At 37.0% G+C, this 21,894-nt stretch carries 17 protein-coding genes; all 17 read right to left on the reverse strand.

What is annotated here, in order from left to right; genetic code table 11:
• Nucleotide 1 precedes the first annotated feature (1 nt).
• The 17 genes from JZO76_RS08390 to JZO76_RS08470 all read right to left on the reverse strand — a co-directional run bounded on the left by JZO76_RS08390 (nt 2) and on the right by JZO76_RS08470 (nt 21,661).
• The gene (locus tag JZO76_RS08390) at nt 2-3,598 is read right to left on the reverse strand and encodes an MSCRAMM family protein (RefSeq protein ID WP_206903669.1); all 3,597 of its coding nucleotides are present in this window, start codon (nt 3,596-3,598) and stop codon (nt 2-4) included.
• Nucleotides 3,599-3,996: 398 nt separating this feature from the next.
• Nucleotides 3,997-5,037, reverse strand: coding sequence for a lysylphosphatidylglycerol synthase transmembrane domain-containing protein (locus JZO76_RS08395; protein ID WP_206903670.1), 1,041 nt, complete (start codon nt 5,035-5,037; stop codon nt 3,997-3,999).
• A gap of 18 nt (nt 5,038-5,055) precedes the next feature.
• Entirely contained in the window at nt 5,056-5,322 is a 267-nt protein-coding gene (locus tag JZO76_RS08400; protein ID WP_206903671.1) for a DUF1294 domain-containing protein, read from the reverse strand.
• Nucleotides 5,323-5,436: 114 nt separating this feature from the next.
• On the reverse strand, nt 5,437-6,672 hold the full coding sequence (gene pepT / locus JZO76_RS08405) for a peptidase T (protein ID WP_206903672.1): 1,236 nt from the start codon (nt 6,670-6,672) through the stop codon (nt 5,437-5,439).
• A gap of 40 nt (nt 6,673-6,712) precedes the next feature.
• Nucleotides 6,713-7,831, reverse strand: coding sequence for a Nif3-like dinuclear metal center hexameric protein (locus tag JZO76_RS08410; protein WP_206903673.1), 1,119 nt, complete (start codon nt 7,829-7,831; stop codon nt 6,713-6,715).
• The gene (locus JZO76_RS08415; protein WP_206903674.1) at nt 7,825-8,529 is read right to left on the reverse strand and encodes a tRNA (adenine(22)-N(1))-methyltransferase; all 705 of its coding nucleotides are present in this window, start codon (nt 8,527-8,529) and stop codon (nt 7,825-7,827) included. The genes JZO76_RS08410 and JZO76_RS08415 overlap by 7 nt, the downstream gene beginning before the upstream one ends.
• A 97-nt stretch (nt 8,530-8,626) precedes the next feature.
• Nucleotides 8,627-9,550 (reverse strand): primosomal protein DnaI, encoded by a 924-nt coding sequence (gene dnaI, locus JZO76_RS08420; RefSeq protein WP_206903675.1) that lies wholly within the window; start codon nt 9,548-9,550, stop codon nt 8,627-8,629.
• Nucleotides 9,550-10,920 carry a DnaD domain protein gene (locus tag JZO76_RS08425; protein ID WP_206903676.1) on the reverse strand — a complete coding sequence of 457 codons (1,371 nt, stop codon included), beginning with the start codon at nt 10,918-10,920 and terminating at the stop codon, nt 9,550-9,552. Before JZO76_RS08425 ends, dnaI begins: the two co-directional genes overlap by 1 nt.
• 19 nt (nt 10,921-10,939) lie before the next feature.
• Entirely contained in the window at nt 10,940-11,416 is a 477-nt protein-coding gene (nrdR, locus tag JZO76_RS08430) for a transcriptional regulator NrdR (protein ID WP_206903677.1), read from the reverse strand.
• A gap of 317 nt (nt 11,417-11,733) precedes the next feature.
• A complete protein-coding gene (coaE, locus tag JZO76_RS08435) occupies nt 11,734-12,336 on the reverse strand; it encodes a dephospho-CoA kinase (RefSeq protein WP_242595836.1) in 603 nt (200 codons plus the stop codon).
• A gap of 5 nt (nt 12,337-12,341) precedes the next feature.
• Nucleotides 12,342-13,181 carry a DNA-formamidopyrimidine glycosylase gene (gene mutM / locus JZO76_RS08440; protein WP_206903679.1) on the reverse strand — a complete coding sequence of 280 codons (840 nt, stop codon included), beginning with the start codon at nt 13,179-13,181 and terminating at the stop codon, nt 12,342-12,344.
• 12 nt (nt 13,182-13,193) lie between these two features.
• Nucleotides 13,194-15,836 (reverse strand): DNA polymerase I, encoded by a 2,643-nt coding sequence (polA, locus tag JZO76_RS08445; protein WP_206903680.1) that lies wholly within the window; start codon nt 15,834-15,836, stop codon nt 13,194-13,196.
• Nucleotides 15,837-16,116: 280 nt separating this feature from the next.
• Nucleotides 16,117-16,806, reverse strand: coding sequence for a Bax inhibitor-1/YccA family protein (locus tag JZO76_RS08450; RefSeq protein ID WP_206903681.1), 690 nt, complete (start codon nt 16,804-16,806; stop codon nt 16,117-16,119).
• The gene (locus JZO76_RS08455) at nt 16,799-17,284 is read right to left on the reverse strand and encodes a MaoC family dehydratase (protein WP_396140019.1); all 486 of its coding nucleotides are present in this window, start codon (nt 17,282-17,284) and stop codon (nt 16,799-16,801) included. Before JZO76_RS08455 ends, JZO76_RS08450 begins: the two co-directional genes overlap by 8 nt.
• A gap of 179 nt (nt 17,285-17,463) precedes the next feature.
• Nucleotides 17,464-18,798 (reverse strand): UDP-N-acetylmuramate--L-alanine ligase, encoded by a 1,335-nt coding sequence (murC, locus tag JZO76_RS08460; RefSeq protein ID WP_206903683.1) that lies wholly within the window; start codon nt 18,796-18,798, stop codon nt 17,464-17,466.
• A gap of 231 nt (nt 18,799-19,029) precedes the next feature.
• Nucleotides 19,030-19,491: a SprT family protein gene (locus JZO76_RS08465; protein ID WP_206903684.1), complete on the reverse strand. Its 462-nt coding sequence runs from the start codon at nt 19,489-19,491 to the stop codon at nt 19,030-19,032.
• 1 nt (nt 19,492) lies between these two features.
• A complete protein-coding gene (locus JZO76_RS08470; protein WP_206903685.1) occupies nt 19,493-21,661 on the reverse strand; it encodes a Tex family protein in 2,169 nt (722 codons plus the stop codon).
• Between the last annotated feature and the right edge of the window lie 233 nt (nt 21,662-21,894).

Here is a 21,894-nt window from a genome sequence, read left to right on the forward strand (position 1 = left end):
TTTAAGCGCCTCCTTTCTTATTACGATAAACATAAAAGGCGCCTAATCCTCCGACAATTGCCAGAACTACTAGCGAGAGTGTCATAAACTTCTTAATACCTTGACCACCAGTTGTTGGCAAGCTACCTTCTGGGGTATTCTTTGCTTTCAATTCAATTGTGTTATTATTTGTATCTCCTTTTGTAAGCTCATATTTAAAGTCTTCTTTAGCGATAGCTTTTCCATTATAGGTAATTGTTACAACACCTTTTTCACTAATTTCAACTTCAAATGGATGTTCCAATAAGAGATAACCATCTGGAGCAGTTTTTTCTTTAACAAGATACGTTTTTCCTGCTGCTAATTCATAAACATTGTCTTTTTTCTTGAAAACTGATTTTCCAGAACCATCAGTTGTAGCTTCTGCTAATGGTGTTTTAAATTCGTTGTCTTCTTTAGCAAACAATTCAAATGTGGCATTTGATAATGGATTTTTTGTGACTTCATCAATTTTTAATATAGACAACTCAAAGGCTTTAATTTTATTTTCAATCTTACCAATTTTATCATTTGGTGTTATTAGCCAGCGTTCTTGGTCTTTATTGTAAGTTACCGTTAATTTTTCACCATTGATAGTGGCGGACTTATCTTTAGCGGAGATTGCAATTTCCCAAGTATTAGCAACGCGACTGTATCCATCAATCGTTTCTGTTTCAGTTAACGTGTAAGTCCCTGGTTCCAAATCTTCAGTAAATGTGATTTTCCCGCCATCTTTTGATTTAGTAGTATACTTCTTATCGTCTTTTGTTAATGTAAAGGTTACACCGTCTAATTTGCTACCAAATCCATCTGTTTTTAGTAGCTCTAGTCGGAATGGATATAAGTGATTTTGAACTTTATTATCCGTTATCGGCTTATCGGCACTGTTTTTTATAGTTACATTTAAGTTCTGATCAACAGTCACCTTCAAATTGCCAATTGGCTTATACCCCTCAAGAGTTTTAGTTTCTTTAATGACATAGTTACCCGGAGCAACCAGTTTATCAAATTTAACTTTTCCATCGACAGATGATGTTGCAGAAGTTATAACAGTTCTCCCATTGCTTTCATACAAAGTAAATTCAACACCAGATAATAAATTACCTTGACCGTCTATTTTTTCAAATTCAATCGCAGTTTTATTATCGCGGACTTTGGTGTGGACCAGGTTTGTTTCAAAGGCTGGTTTTTGGCCCTTGCCATCTCCATAGACAAAGGTCACTTTCGCTTTATTTTCCATTAAATCGTCAATTTTATCATCTACGGTATTGGTTACTTTAACTTTCAAACGTAGGCTAAAGTCTTTCCCATAAAAACCATCTTCACCAGATTGTTCGTTAATTGCTCGAGAAGCCGCTTCCGTCAAAATCAATGTTAATTTACCAGTACTTCTGTCATAGTTTGAATCATCTTCAAAAAGTTTTTTCACCTCAGTGTAAACAGGATTCCAATTTATAATTTCTTTCGTTTCAAATTTCGTTGTTCCGTTAATATTATAAAGTGTTAGGCTATCTTTCCAATTACTATCAGAAAGTTCCACTCCTTTTGGCAACGTATCTTCAATTATATATTGCTTAGGTACGATTAATGATTTTGAACTAACATCAATTGTTTCTTGGTTAATAAAATAGTAGTGATCCTGACCAGTTTCTACATAACGGGAAGCCTTAGTAGGAACGCCTTCACTTAGTTCACTTTCCTTATCTGCATCGTGACCTTTGACACGATATTTTTCTGGTAATGACCAGGGATCGTTGCCGTCATTGTAACGATCTAAATCATTGTAATAGCGTTGTTCAAATCCAGACACACCACCTGTTGGACTATTCCAATTATTACCTTTCTGATACTGTTTTAGCGGTTGCACCGTTTTGGTTGGTGGATTCTGATTAACTTGAGCCAAACTAGAACTTGCAAAGGTGTTCCAAGCACGCCCTTGAGTTGAGCCAAATTTATATTTGTGGGCTGTACCTTCCATCGGAAATGTTACAGCAGCCGTTGCAAAGGTTGCACCACCAAGATAATCTGTAAAGGAATTGGAGCCATTACTATAATAACTATTTTTATCATAGTTACATGATCCACTATGAGGATTTAACGTACTTCCAAAGTTCCCGGCTTGACCACCGTCAATTCGACCGGCAAATTCGTGCGCATTTTTTGCTGTTACACCGAAATGAAGATCTATATTACCATAACCGTTTAAAGATGCAAAAGTCATCGTAGCGTCCGAACCTTCCGAAAAGTCGATAAAATCATTTGGCATATTTGTATCACTGGCATTGGGATGTTTTTCAGCATCAAAAAAATTAAATTCAATATCAAATTTATGGATATTTCCATAAATTACTCCTGAAAATAGATTATGGGAAAACTCCATCCAAGGTTTCACATCAGATGAATTCCACGTAGCACTAGGGCCAATTACAATATTTGTTAGATGAATAACAGCTCCGACTTTTTTTGGTGTTAGCCCATCAGCGCCGATATAGCCTCCTACGTGGTCATAAATTAATGTGATTTCCTCATTTTCCATTTTACCAGTACTGTTTTCAAATTGCATTGTAGCAGTTTTGTTTGATTCTTTCGAATTCTTCATTGCTGTATAATAGGGGTTGGTCCCATTAGTTGATTTATTATAAACGATAGCGGTCCCTGCTGCTCCATCGGTGAAAAGTTTATAGGTATTTTCACTTAACGCCGCTGCTGCAGAATTGTAGTCTTCTGTATGTGCTGCAGTTAGATTTTTTTTGTGTTTGATAGTTGGTTGGTAGTCTGACTTCCCACTTTGTTTTGCTTTTGATATTACATGGACCTTCTCCACAATAGCATCTTGTGAAATAATCAAATCTTTCCCGACTGTAGATCCTGCTCTGGTATTTCGTGATTGCGTAGCTTGTTTTGTCGTATTTGCTTTCTTTGTTTCGGTTTGCGTTTTTTCGGCTGGATTTTCAACTGCTGGACCTTTTAACGTGAAAGTTTCAGCTGATTTGCCAACTAAAATATTTTCTACTACTTCAAACTCTTCTGTAGACGATGGTACTGTTTCTTCTTCGCTTGTCTCAGAAGTAGCCACCGTACTAATTGAATCAATTACGACTGGATTTTCACCATCAAATTGCAATGCTAATGTTGGTTCAGATCCAATTGCTGTCGTATATTTAAAACTGCCTTTCCCGTTATCGGTAAAAGATTTCGCTTCGATCCAGCTGCCTTTTTCAACACTACCAGCTTGAAACTGGGTTTCTGGTAATTGCAGATTGGGATCTGCTGCTGAAACGATTTCACCATTTGTTAATTTAAGCTTGAGTTTTCCTTTCTCATAGGTACCATTCACATCATTTGTTGTACTTTTTGACATGTCATAATCATAATTAATTAACCAACTGGTCGTGCCTTTTTCTGTATCGTTTTGCGAAGTATAGCTGACTTTTAAAAAGTCGGTATTGATTAATTCCGTTGGCGTTGGTTCATTCGCAGATGTTCGCCAAAGGGAAGAAATCGAAAACAGACCTTCTAAAAGGGGCAGCAACATCGCAACAACAACTACAACTATTAGAATTTTTTTCCGTTTCGTCATATTCGCCCCTCCTCATTATCCTCATCATATTCTTACAACTTTATTGTACCAACCTTAATTTTTTTCTTCAAAAAGTTGTAAAATCCTGCACTAACAAGATAATTTAGAAAGCGCTGTTATTTATTCCGGCAAACGCCTTGGTATAATCATATTCTTATCGTTTTCTTATTTATATAATATATAAAACTCATCTTTATCGTTAAAAACATAAAAAAATCTTGTTAAAGTTGACTGAAAAATACGTTCGTTATCTGCTGATATTATCGCTTTTATTGTATTTTTTACTTTAATAATGGAATGAAAAACGTCTAACGCAGCTTACAATTAAGGAAGATTATTATTATCATGATATTCTAATTTTAAATTTAGAAACAAAAAAACAAACCAGAAATGAGCTTCTAGTTTGTCTTTTCACTACTTTGATTTAATTCTTTCAATTCGCCTTTAATTGCTTTGCGTTTATCCCATAAAACATAAACAAAACCCAAGGCAAAAGGCCAAATATAGGTAGCAAAGCGATACAGCAACATAGAAGATACGGCATCGACTGTACCAACCAGTGGTTTAAACAACAATAAATACACAAACTCAAAAGAACCAATTCCCGCAGGTGTTGGAATCACCCCAGCCAAAATAACGGTAAAACTAATCAGGGAAAAGGTCAGTAGAAAGTCTAGCGACGGATGATTCTCCACCAACAGAAAATAAGGTAGCACATACCAGATTGCCATTTTCAATAAGTTTAGCAAAAAGATTTTAAAAATTCGTGGACGTTCTTGTAAGATACCGTTCACTGCCAAACGCAACGAATATATTTGCAAATTCGCCTGATCCACCATTTCCCGCAGTTTTTGTGATTTGAATAATTTATTGGTTATCTTGACAAAAAGAACTTGCAATTTCAAGCTCAAAGAAAGAAGCAAGAGAGCTGCAATAATCAAAAAAGTTACAATCATACCCGCTAAAATTAACGGGATCATATTTGGTGCTTTATCATAAAACAAAGAAAATTGAATAAGTAAGCCAATGAGGGCATAGACCAGTAATGCCAGTTTATACATCACCATGTGAAGAGCAGTCACGCCTACTCCATCAGAAACTTTCAATCCTTTGCGCCGATAATAATTCACCTCTGAAATGAGAGTCCCAGCCCCAAAGGTAACCACACGATAAAAAGTATAATAACAAACAGCAAAAAAACCATCGCGCCGGGTAAAATCAGAAGTAAAGGGTTCGGCTAAGGTTTTAATATTGATACCTTCGGCAATCAAGTAGAGTGTTCCACAGGCAAAAACGGTGATTAAAGCATAAACAGTCGTACTTTTTAACTCTGCCAAAATTTCACCAAAGGAATTTTGCAACAAATAAAACATTACCCCTAAAATTACAACCAGTAGTACAATATTCAAGAGTAATTTCGTTTTTGAATTAATTTTCATAAAAACTCCTTTAAACTACTAGTGATAATAAACAATAAGCAATAAACACACGGCAATTCCGATTAAAAAGCAAAGATAAAATTTCTTCTTACGGGTTTTATGGTGAAAGATTTTCTGAGCAAGTAACCCACCTAAGCCACCACCGACCATGCCCATAAATAAGAGGTTTTTTTCAGAAATTCGCTGACCGCCTTTTACTGCTTGCCGCTTGTCGTAATACATTAAAAAGAAAACATATAAATTCACTAAGATTAGATAAAACCATAACGGGTTTTCGTTAAACAAGAACAAAACTCCTTTATTTACAAATTATTTTAAAAAAAGAAAAGCGAGATTACTTACGCCAAGCGTAGGCCTCTCGCTTCATTATAACAAGTATACTAGAAAGTTTTGAATAAATTATGCATTTTCAGCATTTAATTCAGCGATTTTCACAATAACATCTGTCGCTTTTTCCATTGCTTGAAGGGATACAAATTCAAAACGACCATGCATATTTTCCCCACCGGCAAAGATATTTGGCGTTGGTGTGCCTAATTGTGAAATTTTAGAGCCATCGGTCCCGCCACGCACAGGTTCGATAATCGGTTTAATTTCTAAAGCCAACATCGCTTCTTTGGCAATTTCTACAATGCTCATGTCTTTTTCAATTATTTCTTTCATATTGTAATATTGATCGTACATATTCACATCAATGCGTTTTTCATCAAATTGCCCATTCATTTTGTCTGCAATTTCTGTAATCAATGCTTTTCTGGCTTCGAATTTTTCATGATCGTGGTCACGGATAATGTAGCTCATTTTTGCTTCTTCTTCATTGCCGTTAATGGCCATCAAGTGGAAGAAGCCTTCGTAGCCTGCCGTTTTTTCTGGAATTTCAGTTTCTGGTAGCTGATTATTGAATGCAATGGCTAAACGTAATGCATTAATCATTGTATCTTTGGCAGTCCCTGGATGAACATTTTTACCATGTATTGTAATTTCTGCGGCGGCGGCATTAAATGTTTCATATTGCAATTCACCGACAGGACCACCGTCCATCGTATAAGCAAAATCAGCCCCAAATTGGGCAACGTCAAATTTATCAGCGCCAACGCCAATTTCTTCATCTGGACCAAAGCCGACTTTGATTGTACCATGTTTAATTTCAGGGTTTTTAATTAAAATTTCTAAAGCTGTCATAATTTCAGCAATCCCGGCTTTATCATCTGCACCTAATAGCGTTGTCCCGTCGGTTGTAATGAGCGTTTGGCCAGCATAATTTTTTAAATTTGGAAAATCATTCGTATTTAAGGTATATTTCCCTGCTGGATCTAAATTGATTGTCGATTGTCCATCATAATTTTCAATAATTTGTGGGTTTACATTTTCAGCGTTAAAGTCCGCAGTATCCATGTGAGCAATAAAACCAATTGTTTTGACTGGTTTATCGCTGTTACTTGGCAACGTCGCGATGACATAGCCATTATTTTCATTATAAAGTACATCTTGTAAGCCTAATTCTTCTAATTCTTTTTTTAGTTCATGGGCAAAAGCCACTTGCGTTTGTGTAGAGGGTGTTGTTTTACTCGTAGCATCAGAACGTGTTTGTGTTTTAACATAGCGTAAAAAGCGGGGTAATAAATTTTCGTACATCATAGTTCCTCCCAAGTGTTTAAAAAACACAGTTTAATTTTTAAAGGTATTGAAATGGATTCGTATTGGTTGTTGAAGGAATAAATTCTACTTCCCAATTTTCTTCTTTTTTCCATTGATTCATTTTTTCAATAAAGCGGGGAATGCAGACACGCTCTATGTTATGCCCTGGATCAATTACCGTCAATCCATTTGCCTGCATATCGTGAGCGGTATGGTAATACACGTCTCCTGTAATATAAACATCGGCGCCCTTTTTTATTGCGTCCGGATAAAAATTACCGCCAGAGCCACCACAGATGGCAATTTTTTGTATCATTTTTTTGGGCTGAAAAACAGGTTCAACTAACCGCAAACCATCTAATTCAAAAACTTCCTTCACTTTTTGGGTGAAGTCTTCAAGTGCCATGGGTTGTGCTAGCTTGCCAACGCGACCGATCCCGTATTTTATTGGCTCATTATCTAAGCTAATTAGATCAAAAGCCGGTTCTTCATAAGGATGTGTTTCATACATTGCTTTTAAAACTTGTGCCTCAATTGTTTCTGGCAACAAAACTTCTATTTTTGCTTCTTGCACATTTTCTTTTTCACCAATACTGCCAATGGCAGGTTTAGCACCCGCAGTTGGAATAAAGCGTCCCATACCTACTGATTGAAAACTGGTAAACTGATAATTGCCCTGTTCACCTGCACCAGCTTCACCTAAAGCTTGCCGCATTTTTGCAGCGGCTTCAATTGGAACGTAAACAATTAATTTTTTAAACTTTACTTGATGGGTTTCTGTCATAAAGTCAGCAACTTCTATTTGCAACATTTCACAAAACCAGTCATTTAGTCCATCGGGGATAATGTCCATATTCGTATGGGCTGCATAAACTGCAATATCGTGTTTCACTAGCTCCAGATACATTTTAGTCTGAGGATTTGTTGCAGTTAAACGCTCAATCGGTCGAAAAATCGGCGGATGTTTCGCGATGATTAAATCAATATCTTTTTCAATTGCTTCTTGTACGACTTCTGGTCGCACATCTAATGTCATCATCACTTTCTTAATTGGCTTATCAAGGGTTCCAATATGTAGACCTACTGGATCGCCTTTTTCTGCTAGCCATAAGGGACAATACGCTTCAAAACGTTTAATAAAGTCTTTTGCTAACATGTCAACGCCTCCTTGATCCATGCCAATTCTTGTTTAATTTCGTTAACTTTTTTTTCTGGTACTACTTTCGCTTTTTGTAGTTGCCCTAACACTTTTTCTAAAGCTTGTTGTTCTTGTCGCCATTTTTTTAAAAAGACACTATTTTTTTCAGCTAATAAATGCGGTCCAAAGAAAATTTCAATTGGGGATAGTTCTTTTTTAACAGCTGTCTTTTTGGCAACAATAACTTCATAAATCTTATCATTTTCAGCTAAAATACTTTCTGTTAAAATCTCATAGCCTTCTTTTTGTAGCCAACGCCGCACGTTTTGTTCCCCCACATTTGGTTGTAAAACAAGCCGTTCTTTTCCGCTTAATTGCCCATTTATTTTCCCATCTTCTAAAATACTGGCAATTAAAGTTCCCCCCATACCCGCAATGGTAATGGTGTCAATTTCATCAGCAGCTTCAATAGCCGCTAAACCATCGGCTAAACGTACAACAATTTGATTGTTTAGACCACTTTTGGCGACTTGTTTTTGTGCCGAATGAAAAGGACCTTTTACTACCTCTCCACACACGGCATAAGAAATTTTTCCTGCTAGCATTAATGCAACTGGCAGATAAGCATGATCTGAGCCAATATCAGCTAAGCGTGCGCCTTTAGGGACTGCATTGCCCACGACTGTCAGGCGTTGTGACAGTTCTTGTTCATTCATGTTGTGTTCTCCTTTAAAAAAATTTGCGCATCATTGATTTTTATTTCGAAAAAATTGACACAAAATTTCTGCAAAAGAAAATTCGTGTCAATTCATTTTATTCATTACGGCGATTAGGTCCTGACATGATAATCTCTTTTGCTAAATAACGAATACGTTCCATAATCCGTTTGGCTTTTAATGGTTCATCTGCGGTCTTGGTTAGGCGCAAATGATTCTCCAAACCATCCATTGTGAAATTAGAAGTAAAGAAAGTCGGCAATTGTTCTTGCATGCGATATTGCAAGATAACACCGAAAATTTCGTCTCTCGTCCAAGCTGTTAACGCATCTGCCCCGACATCGTCCAAAATTAAAATTTTAGGCTTTTTCACATTTTCCAGTTTTTCTGCGACCGTATTATCGGCTACAGAACTTTTCATCATCGAAGTAAAGGTTGGCATATGCACCATCATTGAAGTATAGCCGCGTTTTGCCAACTCATTTGCCATCGCACCTAATAAATATGTCTTGCCCACACCAAAATCGCCAGCTAAATACAGTCCTTTATGGAAAGCCTGCGCATTTTCTGTATAGTTTTTAACAAACTTCATCGTTTCAAACAGAGCTTCCTCGCGGGCATCTGTTTTGTCGAAATTTTTCATATTCGCATTACGAATATCTTTTGGGATATCAATCGTACTGACCCGATTTTTAATCTCCTCTTGTTTACGGCGCTCCAATAAGTCTTCAGTGGGGACATAGGCGACGTCAATATAATGAAAGTTCAAAACCAAGCGCGGCTCATAACCTGGGGCCATCATGGTGGGATCATTTAATGTGAATTTGCGTTTTTCTTGGACAAACTCATACAATTTTGGATAGCTTTTTTTCACATCTGCTTGTGTTAACTTATCTTTATTTTCAGCCAAAAACTTTTTAACAGTTGGATCGGCCAAAACTTCTTGCATCATTTCATCATACTTTTGCTGAAAATTCCGCCGTTCAAATAGTTCGTTGACACCTTTGCCGACATCTTCCATTATTTTTCACCTTCTTCATCATTGAAATATTCCCGCATCATCTTGTCAATTTCAGCTTTACGACTTGGATCACTCGTCGACTGATTTTTTGACCAATCGGGGACGTCTTCTTTTTTGACAATATTTTGTACTCTCCCACCATTTTTTTGCCGTTGTTCTTTGGCAACTTGTTTTTCTTTTACCGTCGTTTGCACATACTTAATGGCCGCTTCTGGTGTATTAATTTTATTTTGCGACCAATCATTAGCAATTTGATTGGTTAAAGCTTGCGGCAATTGGGCTTTATTTTGTGTGACTAACAAGTAATTCAATAAAATATTAATAACTGACGTTGGCAATGGTGACTTTTGTACCAAATCGGTTAAAAGCCACTCTTCATTTTTGGTCACATAGCCACCTTTAGCAGCTTTTAATTTCACCAAGTATTCCATCGGTGCTAAAGCCTCGCTGTCTAAAATCCGATACCAATCAGCTTCAGTAAAGCCTTGAGCCAATAGCGTATTTTTGCGGCGAAGTTGTGTGTCGCTGTCGTAATTTAAGACAACTGCTTTTTTTTCCGGTAAAAGATCTTGACTTTGTTTATAAACGACGTTTTTTAATTTTCGTACATCAATTGTGCCATCGGTTAAAGATACAGCTTCAGCCATTAAATTTGTCAATTGCAGTTCATCGTAACCAAACATCTCATGATATAGCGTAAGACTATCTTTTAAGGTGTCTGTTATTTGGGTTGGATTAATAAATTTTTTGGTAGCTAAATCTCGTAATAAAGTCCAGTTCAACTGATTTTCAGCTAGCGGTAACTGCGCCACATTCTGCGGTGCCTTTTTTACGGCCGCTTCAATAACTGGTTGATTGGCTTGGTATTCATTTTGGGAAAAACTATATACCGAACCAAACTTTGTCGTTACATCTTGATAACCAGCCGTATTGACACTTTCCGGCTTAAAGCGTCGATTTAATTGTCGAAACTTATTTTGTCCTACTTTTACTACAAGTAAAAAAGACATTAATTCATCTGCCAAAAAATCTTGAGGAGCTAACGGCTCCATTAAGACATATAAAAAACGAACTTCGGGTTGTTCCCTGTAGTAAGTTTTTAACAATCCGATACCTTCTAGGCGTTTTTTGGCTGCCTTCAATGCTGATAATCCCATATCTAAGGCATTAAGCAACTCCAAATGGGTATAATTTTCTTGTGTATCTTCAAAATCTTGTAATAAGCAAAAATATAAAGCTAGCGCATCTGCCCCAATAATCGGCTGATACAAATTAACTAAAGACTTCTCTGCGTCACGAGTTAAGGGCAAACTTTTTTTTACTTCATAAATTGCTTTTGGTTGTAAGTTGGCTTCATAGGCATATTCCAAAAAAATGCAGCCTCCAATTTTATTCTGTTGTGTCCTTGCCATTTGCTTTGGCGACAATATCTTGTAATTCTTTTAAGAAAACCGACATATCTTTGAACTGACGATAAACACTGGCAAAGCGAATATAGGCGATTTCATCCACATCCACTAAATCCTCCATCACATATTCACCAATTAAAGTCGTCGATACTTCATTTTCACCTAAAGAGCGGACACGATTTTCCACATGATCCACGATTTGCTCCATTTGCTCCATTGCAACAGGCCGTTTTTCTGCCGAACGGATTAACCCACGTAAAATTTTTTCACGGTTGAATTCTTCTCGTTCACCATTTTTCTTAATAACCAATAAAGGTGCTGCTTCTATTTTTTCAAAGGTCGTAAAACGAAAGCCGCAGTTTTCACATTCTCTTCTTCTTCGAATCGTACGCCCATCATCGGTTTGACGACTATCAACAACTCGGGAACTATTATGGTGACATTTGGGACAACGCATCTTCTCACCTCATTTAATTTCTAGGAATTTTGCTTATATTATAACAGAAAAAAATTGTGTTGTATTGTCTTGTACCTAAGAAAAGACTGTGTTTGTCTGCTTTTGAATGAATAATTTAAAAAACTATCACATTTCAGTGCCAAATTAGCGCCTGGTAATTTATTAAAAAAGCGTTCGTGCATAAAATGTGTGATAAAAAAGCTTTATGGGCTCATCTTTGTAAAGTGATTTATTTTTTGTGGCAATCTTACTTTTGCTAGCAAAAAAGCTTCAGGATTATTTATCCCGAAGCTTTCAGACTTATTCATTGTAAAAACTCATGATTCATTTTTGAAATGAACAGCTAACCAATTTAATACTTGCTGAACTGTTTTTGCTTTACTGCCGGTATTATCAAAAACGGTATCGGCTAATTTCTTTTTTTCGATTAGCGGCATTTGGCTTTTTATCTTAACTTCTGCTGTTTTTTCATCAATCAAATCGCGGGCCATCAATCTTTTTTTTTGCTCTAAAAAGTCCACATAAACTACGGCAACTTCATCCATGTAATGATCATAATGACCTTCATACATCAAAGGGATATCTGCCACGACTAATGGACTTGTCTTTTTACCAGCTGCAATCTCAGCTTTAATTTGCTGCCGCAAATAAGGATTCATTAATTTATCAAGTTGTTGTCGTTTCTTGTCATCTTGAAAGATGAGCGCCCCTAATTTTTTGCGATTTAGTTTTCCGTCAGCTTGTATCATCTCTAAACCAAAAGTAGCTGCGATTTCTGCCAGTGCAGGTTGCCCAGGGGCAACAATCTTTCTCGCTACGACATCCCCGTCGACCACGGGAAAGCCCTTTTCTTTAAAGACATTCACAACTGTACTTTTGCCACTGGCAATGCCACCAGTAATGCCTAAAACAAAACTCATCTTCATCACCTCAAGATTAGTTTTTGACAGTGGGGACATAGATGCGTTCCTCTTTGCGCCACTTTAATTTTTTCAATCGGGGTTTGGCACCGCGGACACGGCTGGCCCGTTTTACCATAAACGTTTAAAGACAATTGGAAGCTTCCCGCTTTTCCTAATGCGTTTAAATATGTGCGTACAGTCGTTCCACCAGCTGCCACTGCTCTGTTTAAAACATCAATAATACAAAGGCGCAGACGTTTAATCTGGGCATCATTTAAGCTATCACAAGGCTGCATGGGATGAATTTTTGCTAACCACAGCGCCTCATCAACATAAATATTGCCTAAGCCTGTCACCATTTTTTGATCCAATAAAGCCGGTTTAATCTCCCGTTTAGTTTTTTTCAAATCTGATTTAAACTGGGCTAGCTTAAAAGTTTCCGGGGTTGGTTCAGGACCTAACTGGGCAATCCCTTTAAAATTTTGGGCCTCACCTTTTAAAACAAGTGCCATTCGACCAAATTTACGCACATCCCGATATTGCAATTGACTACCATCGGTAAAGTGAAAAATAACATGGGTATGTTTTGTCACGACTGCTTTTGTGTCTGATGAAAAGAACTCGTATTTCCCCTCCATTCGCAAGTGGGAGATCAACTCATAATCGGAAAGTTCAAAAATTAAATATTTCCCTCTACGCCCAATCGTTTCAATTTTTTGTCCGACTAATTCGCTTTTAAAAATCTCAACTTCTGGCGCTGCGATAATTTTGGGCCAAAAAACAGTTACAGTTGCAATTTCTTTATTTAAAACAAGTTGTAACAACCCTTTTCTGACTGTTTCAACTTCTGGTAATTCTGGCATTTTTCCACCTTCTTATTTGGCATCATACCACGTCTTGCCCCAACTACTATCTGTGACAAGGGGGACGTGTAATGCCACGGCATTTTCCATGACATCCTTGACTAGTTTATCCAATTTTTCTAGTTCATTTTCTGGCACTTCAAAAACCAACTCATCATGGACTTGCAGTAACATAACAGCTGATAAACTTTCTTCTTGCAACCGTTTTGCCAGGTCAATCATGGCGATTTTTAAAATATCAGCGGCACTTCCTTGAATAGGAGTGTTAATTGCGGTACGTTCTGCAAAAGAACGCACATTAAAATTCCGAGCATTAATATCTGGAAGATAGCGACGACGATGATACAGGGTTTCAACATACCCTTTATCTTTTGCATCCCGAACGATACTTTCCATATATTTTTTAACCCCAGGATACTTTTCAAAATAAGTATCAATGTATTGTTGTGCTGCTTTTCTGGAAATTCCTAGATTTTGTGATAAACCATAATCAGATATACCATAAACAATTCCAAAATTCACCGCTTTTGCTTGACGACGCATATTTGGCGTCACATCTTCAGCCTTTTCAATCCCAAAAACCCGCATTGCTGTGCTGGCGTGAATATCTTGACCTTCTAAGAAGGCTTCTTTTAAATGCTCATCATCTGAGATATGTGCCAATACCCGTAATTCAATTTGCGAATAGTCAGAGGAATAAATCACCCAGTCTTTAGCTCGGGGAATAAAGGCTTGCCGAATTTTACGCCCTTCTTCTAAACGAATAGGAATATTTTGTAAATTAGGATCAACCGAACTTAAGCGGCCCGTTTGAGTCAAGGTTTGAACATAACGCGTATGGATTTTTTGGTCCGGTTGAATAACTTTTAATAAGCCTTCAACATAGGTCGACTGAATTTTAGCAATCTGACGATACGTTAAAATATCCGCCACAATCGGCGCTTGGTCTTGTAATTGCTCTAAAACATCGACAGCTGTTGAATAGCCTGTTTTTGTCTTTTTGATCACCGGAAGCCCCATTTTTTCAAAAAGAATAACACCTAATTGTTTTGGCGAATTTAAGTTAAACTCTTCTTTGGCTTCTGCGTAAATTTTTTCTTCAATTTCATGAAGGCGTGTGGCAAACTCGCCTTTCATATCCAAAAGGCGTTTGCTATCGACTGTGATACCAGCGATTTCCATTTCAGCTAAAATTTGTGATAAAGGCAACTCCATCTGATAAAATAAATCACTTTGATTTTTTTCTTTTAAATCTTCATCTAGTTTTTCACTTAAAAACAAAATTGCTTTTACTTTACGGGCCAAGTGGGCATAAAAATCTTCCATATTTTCAGGCAGCCCTTTTTTAGCCCCCTTGCCATAAACAGCTTCATCTGTTTGAATGTCAGTAAAACCATAATGTTCGGCTACACCTGCGATATCGTTGTTACTGTCGTTTGTATCTAACAAATACGCAGCCAGTAAAACATCAAACGTAATACCTTGTGGCCGTTTGGCATAACGGTTTAAAGCAACATAGGTACGTTTGGCATAATAGGTCTTTTTATTGTTTTTTTCCTCAAGCCAATTTAGAAAATCGTGATTTTCAAACACAGCTAAATTATCAGTCACATAAATTTTCTGCTCATTTCCCCAAGCAACCCCTACAATATCAGCCAAATGATAATTATCAGATAACATTTCGGGATATAGCGCCATGTCTGCTTGAAACATTTCAGCGGTAAATTCATCCACCACCTCAAACATAATTTCTGCCAAATCAGCTGGGTCTTCTACGATATTTAACTTACTTAAAAATTGTTTGAAGTCCATTTCTTTATAAAATGGCACCAATTTATCCAAATCTTTGCCTGCATATGCTAATTCTTCAATTTTAACCGTCACTGGCGCTGCGGTATCAATTGTAGCTAATTTTTTTGATAAAAAGGCTTGTTCTTGGTCATGAATCAGATTTTCTTTCATTTTACTTTTTTTTATTTTATCGATATTTTCATAAATTCCTTCAACTGAGCCATACTCTTTTAATAGCTTGATGGCGGTTTTCTCCCCCACTTTGGTTACACCGGGGATATTATCTGAGGTATCGCCAGCTAAACCTTTCATATCAATGATTTGCTTAGGGGTTAAACCATCATATTTTTCAGCAATATGCGCAGGTGTGTAAGCTTCAATTTCACTGACCCCTTTTACTGTAATATCAACCGTCACATCATCACTGGCTAATTGTGTTAAATCGCGATCACCAGATAACACCACGACTTCAAATTCATTTTTATCCACTTGTGTCGCCAAAGTGCCGATAATATCATCAGCTTCATAATTTTCTAACTCGTAATACTTGACCCCTAAAGCTGTAATTAATTCACGAATATAAGGAAGTTGTTCACGAAATTCACCTGGAGTTTTTGCTCGTCCGGCTTTGTAGTCTTGATACATTTCAGTTCGAAATGTCGTTTTACCTGCATCAAAGGCCACCAAAACATGCGTTGGTTTTTCTTTGGTCATTACATTATCAAACATTGTATTAAAAGCGTAAATCGCATTAGTATGCAAGCCATTCTTATTTTTAAAACGCTCCAGCGAATTATGCAACGCAAAAAAAGCTCGGTAAGCCACGCTATTGCCATCCACTAATAAAAGTTTTTTCTTCGTCATGGAAATTCTCCTTATCTCGTTGGTTTTCTAGCAACATTTTATTGCAATCCCACAAAAGTTCCTCTTTATTCTAACAAAGTTCCAGTAAACTAGCGATGATTATTGACTAGTAATTTAAAAATCAAAGCACCTAAAAAGCGATAATTTTGAAATAGGAAAGTCTGAGGAAATCTCATTAATCTTTGAACACTAAAAGCAAACTTTCTCGTAAGACTTAAAATTTCTTTTAAAAAAAAGAACTTGCAGCAAAATGCCGCAAATTCTTTTTTCGTTTATAAAACTAGTCGCGACCAAAAATGCGTAAGAAGGCTAGCAGTAAGTTAATAAAGTCTAAGTAAAGTTGTAAGGCTACAAAAACTGCAATACCAGTATTTTCTGTTCCACGACTTTGTTTGTAATAAGCTTTAATCATTTGGTGATCATAAGCTGTCAAACCGGCAAAGACAAACACGGTCACAATTGAAAGCAAATACTCCATTGGACCACTGTGTAAAATAAAACCATTTAACAACATCGTCACAATAATCCCAATTAAAGCTATAAAACCAATTCTACCTACCATAGATAAATCTTTTTTCGTAAAGACACCAAAGAGTGCTGTCGCTGCAAAGGTTGCTGTCGCTGCACCAAAAGCAACATAAATAGTATTAATATCGTAATGTAGTAGCGTTGCAGTCAACGTTAACCCATTTAATAAGGAATAGATCAGAAATCCGGCAATGGTCATAGCAGGATTTTTCTTGGCTTTAGCTGCTAAAACAAAGACTAAAATCAATTGGACAATCCATAGCCCTAAAAATCCTAACGGAAAGCCATTAACAAAACGGATGGTTTGTGGTAGAAATGTTGTCGCGCAAAAATAAGAAACAACACCACTAATCCCTAGTCCAACCGCAAAAAAGGCATAAACTTTAGCATAAAAACGATTTAATGTATCTTTTTCCACAACGGGTGTTTGATAGTTATTCATGAATATCCCCTACGCTTTCTGTTTCAATTATTGGAGGTTGCACCATCACGACAGCGTCTAAAACACGGTCTTCTTCTGCATTGGTTGCTTCCACAGAAATCGTCACCACATCTTTCATTTTATCCACTTTAATCACTTCAAAAGCAAAAGTTAGTGTTTCATAATGATAGACTGGTTCGATAAAATTCACCGAAAAATTCACCACATGCGATCCTGGTCCCGGCAAGTGCTTTGAAATGGCACTGGTAATAATTCCCATTAACATGACAGACGGAACAATTGGACGTTGATATGCGGTTTGTTGGGCATAATCATGTTGAATATATAAAGGATTGGCATCATTAGTCAGTCCTAGATATAACAACAGCTGATTATCTTCAATCGACTCTGTTAAGGATAACGAATCGCCTTCCTCAATTTCTTCGATGGTCTTACCTATTTTTTTTACACGATTGATCTGCAAACTTGATTCCTCCATGTTTTAATATCGTTTGAATAGATTTTATCATTATTGTATCAGAACCCTTTAAAAGTGCAAGTTTTGAAATTTTCTAACAGGAAAGCTTAGTAAAATTTTTGCGTTTTTAAAAGTAAAAATTACAAAAAAACTGGCACAACTAAGTACCAGTTTTAACATTTTTAATGGGTAATTTTTTATTATGAACGGTTACGAGTAGTATTGCTTAGTAATTTTTCGTAAGCAGCTTCAAATTTTTGAACATCGCCAGCGCCCATGAAAATCATAACTGCATTTTCAAAATCAAGTAATGGTGACACATTGTCTTCTTTGATGACTTGCCCACCTTTTTTAATTTTAGCGCCTAAATCTTCAATTTTCACATCACCTTTGGCTTCTCTTGCTGAACCAAAAATATCACACAAGAATACTTTATCGGCTAAATCGAGTGCTTCAGCAAAATCATCCATCAAAGCAATCGTCCGGGTAAAAGTATGAGGTTGGAAGACTGCAATAATTTCTTTATCTGGATATTTTTGTCTCGCAGCATCAATTGTCGCTTTAATTTCAGCTGGATGATGAGCATAATCATCGACGATTGTCATATCTGCAACTTTTTTCTCGCTAAAACGACGCTTAACTCCTGCAAAAGTCCGCATTTCTTCCGCGACTTCTGCCATGTCGATGCCTTCTAAATAAGCAATTCCAATCACACCTAATGCGTTTAAAATGTTATGTTTACCAAAAGCAGGTAGGGTGAAATGACCAATTTCTTTGTCTTTAACAAAAACATCAAATTCAGAACCCTTAGTTGTCCGTTTGATATTTTTTGCTTGAATATCATCATTATCATTTAAACCATAATAATAAATTGGTGCTTCTGATTCCAATTTACGCAAGTAAACATCATCACCATAAGCAAAGATACCTTTTTTTACTTGATGGGCCATCGATTGAAAAGCAGTAAAGACATCTTCAATGCTCTTATAATAATCAGGATGATCAAAATCGATATTGGTCATAATCGCATAATCCGGTGCATAGGCTAAAAAGTGACGACGATACTCACAAGCTTCAAAAGCAAAGAAGTCCGCATCTGGTACACCATGTCCAGTACCGTCACCAATCAAATAACTCGTTGGTGAAACACCGCTAAAAACATGCGCCAATAAACCAGTCGTACTTGTTTTACCATGAGAACCAGTAACCGCAATGCTCGTGTAGTCATTAATAAAGCGTCCAATAAAATCGTGATAACGAATTACTTCGCAACCTAATTCTTTCGCGCGAACAATTTCTTCATGAGTATCCGCAAACGCGTTACCTGCAATAACAATCATGTCTGCTTTAATATTATCGGCACTAAAAGGTAAAATCGTAATTCCAGCTTTTTCTAAATCCCGTTGTGTAAAGAAATATTTGTCCACATCGGATCCTTGTACGCGGTAGCCTTTTTCATGTAACACCAATGCTAGTGAACTCATGCCAGAACCTTTAATTCCGACAAAATGATAAAGCTTATCTTTGTCATTCATCTTAATTTAGCCTCTTTTCTTCCATATCAATCATGTAAAAACTCTTTTTTGTTTTTATTTTCCTTTTTAATCCAATTCGTCTTTTTCTCAAATTAAAACACAGCTTTAATCTACCAAAAAACGAGCTAATAATTTGCACGAGGTTCATTATCTAACAAAAACGTTAAAAATTCAATGAGTTTTATCCGAAAAGCTCCTATTAGTTACTTTTAGTAAGTATTTCACCAAGATTTAGCTAACAATTTTTAAAAATTGCAGTTTTTCACCACATTTGCCACAGACATAACGCGCGGTATTAATTTTTCTTTGGCGGGTAATAATTTGACCACAACCAAGACAACGGTACATAACTTGGCGTTTAACCTTGTTTTTTACTTGTGGTAGTCTGGGGGCATAACGACTCCCCCCGACTTTAGCTAATAGGACTTTAAAATCACGGTCTTGATGGCGGTAACCTTTTTTTAATAGGTGCAAGTGATAATGGCACAATTCATGCTTAATGATCCCAGCTTGTTCTGCTTGAGAAATCCCCGCAAACAAGGTGGGATTAAAATCTAAGTGATGATCTGTCAAATGATAACGCCCACCAGTAGTTTTCAGTCGCTTATTAAAAATCGCCCGATGCTTGAAAGGACGCTTAAAAAATTGCAGCGAAATTTCTTCTACTAATTGTTGCAGTTGTACTTCTGTCATTTTACTCTCCAGTAGGGTCTAACATGGTTAAACTAATGCGCCCTTTTTGTTCATCAACTTGTTCCACCCAAACAGTGACAACATCTCCAACAGCCACCACATCTTTTGGCTGTTTTACAAAGCGGCGACTTAGTTTTGAAATATGAACTAAACCATCTTGTTTTACCCCAATATCAACAAAAGCACCAAAATCAATTACATTGCGGACAGTTCCTTTTAATTCCATCCCAGGTTTTAAATCACTCATGGTTAAAACATCTTTTCTTAAAAGCGGAGCTGGCATTTCATCCCGCATGTCTCGACCAGGCTGTAAAAGCGCCTTTAAAATATCCTCCACAGTTGCCGTTCCAGAATCTAAATCAGCAGCAACTTGTTCTGGGTTTAGGCTTTCTAAACGAACTTTAGCTTCTTTTGTCCCAAGTTGGTCTAACTTAAGGTCAGCCCGTGTCAAGATTTCTTTGGCCACGCCATAACTTTCTGGGTGAATACCAGTATTGTCGAAAATATCGCTACCACCTGGAATTCGTAAAAAGCCGATTGCTTGTTCGTAAGCTTTTGGCCCTAAACGCGGCACTTTTTTCAATTGATTGCGTTTAGTGAAGGCCCCATTTTCTTCCCGATAATTAAATATGTTTTGTGCTGTCGTTTTGTTCAGCCCAGCAATATGTTGTAAAAGTTGTGGACTGGCAGTATTAACATCTACCCCTACTTGGTTTGTCACAGTTTCAACGACAAAATCCAACTGTTTAGCCAAGCGCTTTTGGGAAACATCGTGTTGATATTGTCCAACGCCCACCGCTTTAGGATCAATTTTTACTAATTCAGCTAAAGGATCTTGTAAGCGCCGACCAATACTAATCGCACTTCTTTCTTCTACTTGTAAATTAGGAAACTCACCTCTAGCAATGTCGCTGGCTGAATACACAGAAGCTCCTGCTTCATTGACAATTACATAATAAACTTCTTCATTTAAGCTGCGAATTTGCTCAGCAACAAATTGCTCAGACTCACGACTAGCCGTTCCATTTCCAATGGCAATCATTTGTACACCGTATTTTTTGATTAAATGTTGGAATGCTGGACCAGCCGCTTCTCTTTTACTTTGCGGCGCTGGTTTGTGGGGATAGATAACAGTTATCGCCAAGACTTTTCCTGTGGCATCTAAAACAGCTAATTTACACCCAGTCCGATAAGCAGGATCAAAGCCTAACACCACTTTTCCCTTTAATGGTGGCTGTAATAATAAATTGCGTAAATTTTCACCAAAAACCGCGATAGCTTGTTCATCGGCATTTTCTGTTAATTCATTGCGAATCTCCCGCTCAATTGCCGGTGCAATAAAGCGTTTGTAGGCATCTTCATAGGCCGCAGTAACGTAATTCACCGCTTCACCTTGACCTTTTATAATTTGGCGCTTTAAATAATTTAAAATTTCATCTTCTGGTGCTAAAATACTAACTTTCAAAATATCTTCTTTTTCGCCCCGATTTGTGGCTAAAATCCGGTGAGAAACCATCTTTTTAACTGGCTCTTCAAAGGCATAATACATTTCATATATGCCTTTTTCATCTTTTTCTGTTTTCTTTCCTGCGCTGGTATAAATTCCTTTATCAAATGTTTTCTGTCTAATCCAAGTTCTAAACTTAGCTGAATCAGAAAAAAATTCGGCTAATATTTCATGGGCACCAGCTAAAGCTGTTGTGACATCGGGAACTTCTGTGGTTATAAATTCTGTCGCTTTGGTCGCCACAGCTTCATCGGCAAAACGTAACAACCATTTTGCCAACGGTTCTAACCCTTGTTCTTTTGCAATCGTCGCTTTGGTACGACGTTTTTGTTTATAAGGGCGATACAAGTCCTCTACTTGTTGCATTTTGCTGGCAGCTTTTATACTGGCAGCAAGTTCTGGCGTTAGTTTTTCTTGTTCTTCAATTAAACGTAGCACTTCGCTTTTGCGTTTTTCCAGATTTTCTAAATATTGGTAACGTTCTTCGATTTCACGAATTTGAACCTCATCTAAATTACCAGTGGCTTCTTTTCTGTAACGGGCAATAAATGGAACAGTATTCCCGTCTAATAACAAGTCCAAAACTTGTTGCATTTGTTTTTTGGAATAATTTGTAAGCTCTGCTTGCAATAACATTAATAAATCTTGATTTGCGGCTGTCATGTCATCTCACCTTTCTTTTGACCCCATTTATTTTAACATAGAAAATACTATTCAATTCGAAAAAAAGTTGAAGTAGAAGTGATGTGCTTTGAACTGCAGACAGGTGCTCTTTTACATCAGCTATCGCCTATCTCACAGCAATAAGCCAGAAATTATCCAAATGACTCAACAATACACTGCTTGTAGTGTTGTTGTTTAGGTCTACTTTTGGTGTTCCCCAAATTTTTGTCAAA

Origin of the sequence: Candidatus Enterococcus myersii (assembly GCF_017316025.1) — a bacterium.
GTDB lineage: Bacteria > Bacillota > Bacilli > Lactobacillales > Enterococcaceae > Enterococcus_C > Enterococcus_C montenegrensis.

What these genes read in the sequence shown, in the direction of transcription:
- JZO76_RS08390 (WP_206903669.1), bottom strand. Translation starts at nt 3,598, where the DNA reads ATGACGAAACGGAAAAAAATTCTAATAGTTGTAGTTGTTGTTGCGATG.
- JZO76_RS08395 (WP_206903670.1), bottom strand. Translation starts at nt 5,037, where the DNA reads ATGAAAATTAATTCAAAAACGAAATTACTCTTGAATATTGTACTACTG.
- pepT (WP_206903672.1), bottom strand. Translation starts at nt 6,672, where the DNA reads ATGTACGAAAATTTATTACCCCGCTTTTTACGCTATGTTAAAACACAA.
- JZO76_RS08410 (WP_206903673.1), bottom strand. Translation starts at nt 7,831, where the DNA reads ATGTTAGCAAAAGACTTTATTAAACGTTTTGAAGCGTATTGTCCCTTA.
- JZO76_RS08415 (WP_206903674.1), bottom strand. Translation starts at nt 8,529, where the DNA reads ATGAATGAACAAGAACTGTCACAACGCCTGACAGTCGTGGGCAATGCA.
- dnaI (WP_206903675.1), bottom strand. Translation starts at nt 9,550, where the DNA reads ATGGAAGATGTCGGCAAAGGTGTCAACGAACTATTTGAACGGCGGAAT.
- nrdR (WP_206903677.1), bottom strand. Translation starts at nt 11,416, where the DNA reads ATGCGTTGTCCCAAATGTCACCATAATAGTTCCCGAGTTGTTGATAGT.
- coaE (WP_242595836.1), bottom strand. Translation starts at nt 12,336, where the DNA reads ATGAGTTTTGTTTTAGGCATTACTGGTGGCATTGCCAGTGGCAAAAGT.
- mutM (WP_206903679.1), bottom strand. Translation starts at nt 13,181, where the DNA reads ATGCCAGAATTACCAGAAGTTGAAACAGTCAGAAAAGGGTTGTTACAA.
- polA (WP_206903680.1), bottom strand. Translation starts at nt 15,836, where the DNA reads ATGACGAAGAAAAAACTTTTATTAGTGGATGGCAATAGCGTGGCTTAC.
- JZO76_RS08450 (WP_206903681.1), bottom strand. Translation starts at nt 16,806, where the DNA reads ATGAATAACTATCAAACACCCGTTGTGGAAAAAGATACATTAAATCGT.
- JZO76_RS08455 (WP_396140019.1), bottom strand. Translation starts at nt 17,284, where the DNA reads ATGGAGGAATCAAGTTTGCAGATCAATCGTGTAAAAAAAATAGGTAAG.
- murC (WP_206903683.1), bottom strand. Translation starts at nt 18,798, where the DNA reads ATGAATGACAAAGATAAGCTTTATCATTTTGTCGGAATTAAAGGTTCT.
- JZO76_RS08465 (WP_206903684.1), bottom strand. Translation starts at nt 19,491, where the DNA reads ATGACAGAAGTACAACTGCAACAATTAGTAGAAGAAATTTCGCTGCAA.
- JZO76_RS08470 (WP_206903685.1), bottom strand. Translation starts at nt 21,661, where the DNA reads ATGACAGCCGCAAATCAAGATTTATTAATGTTATTGCAAGCAGAGCTT.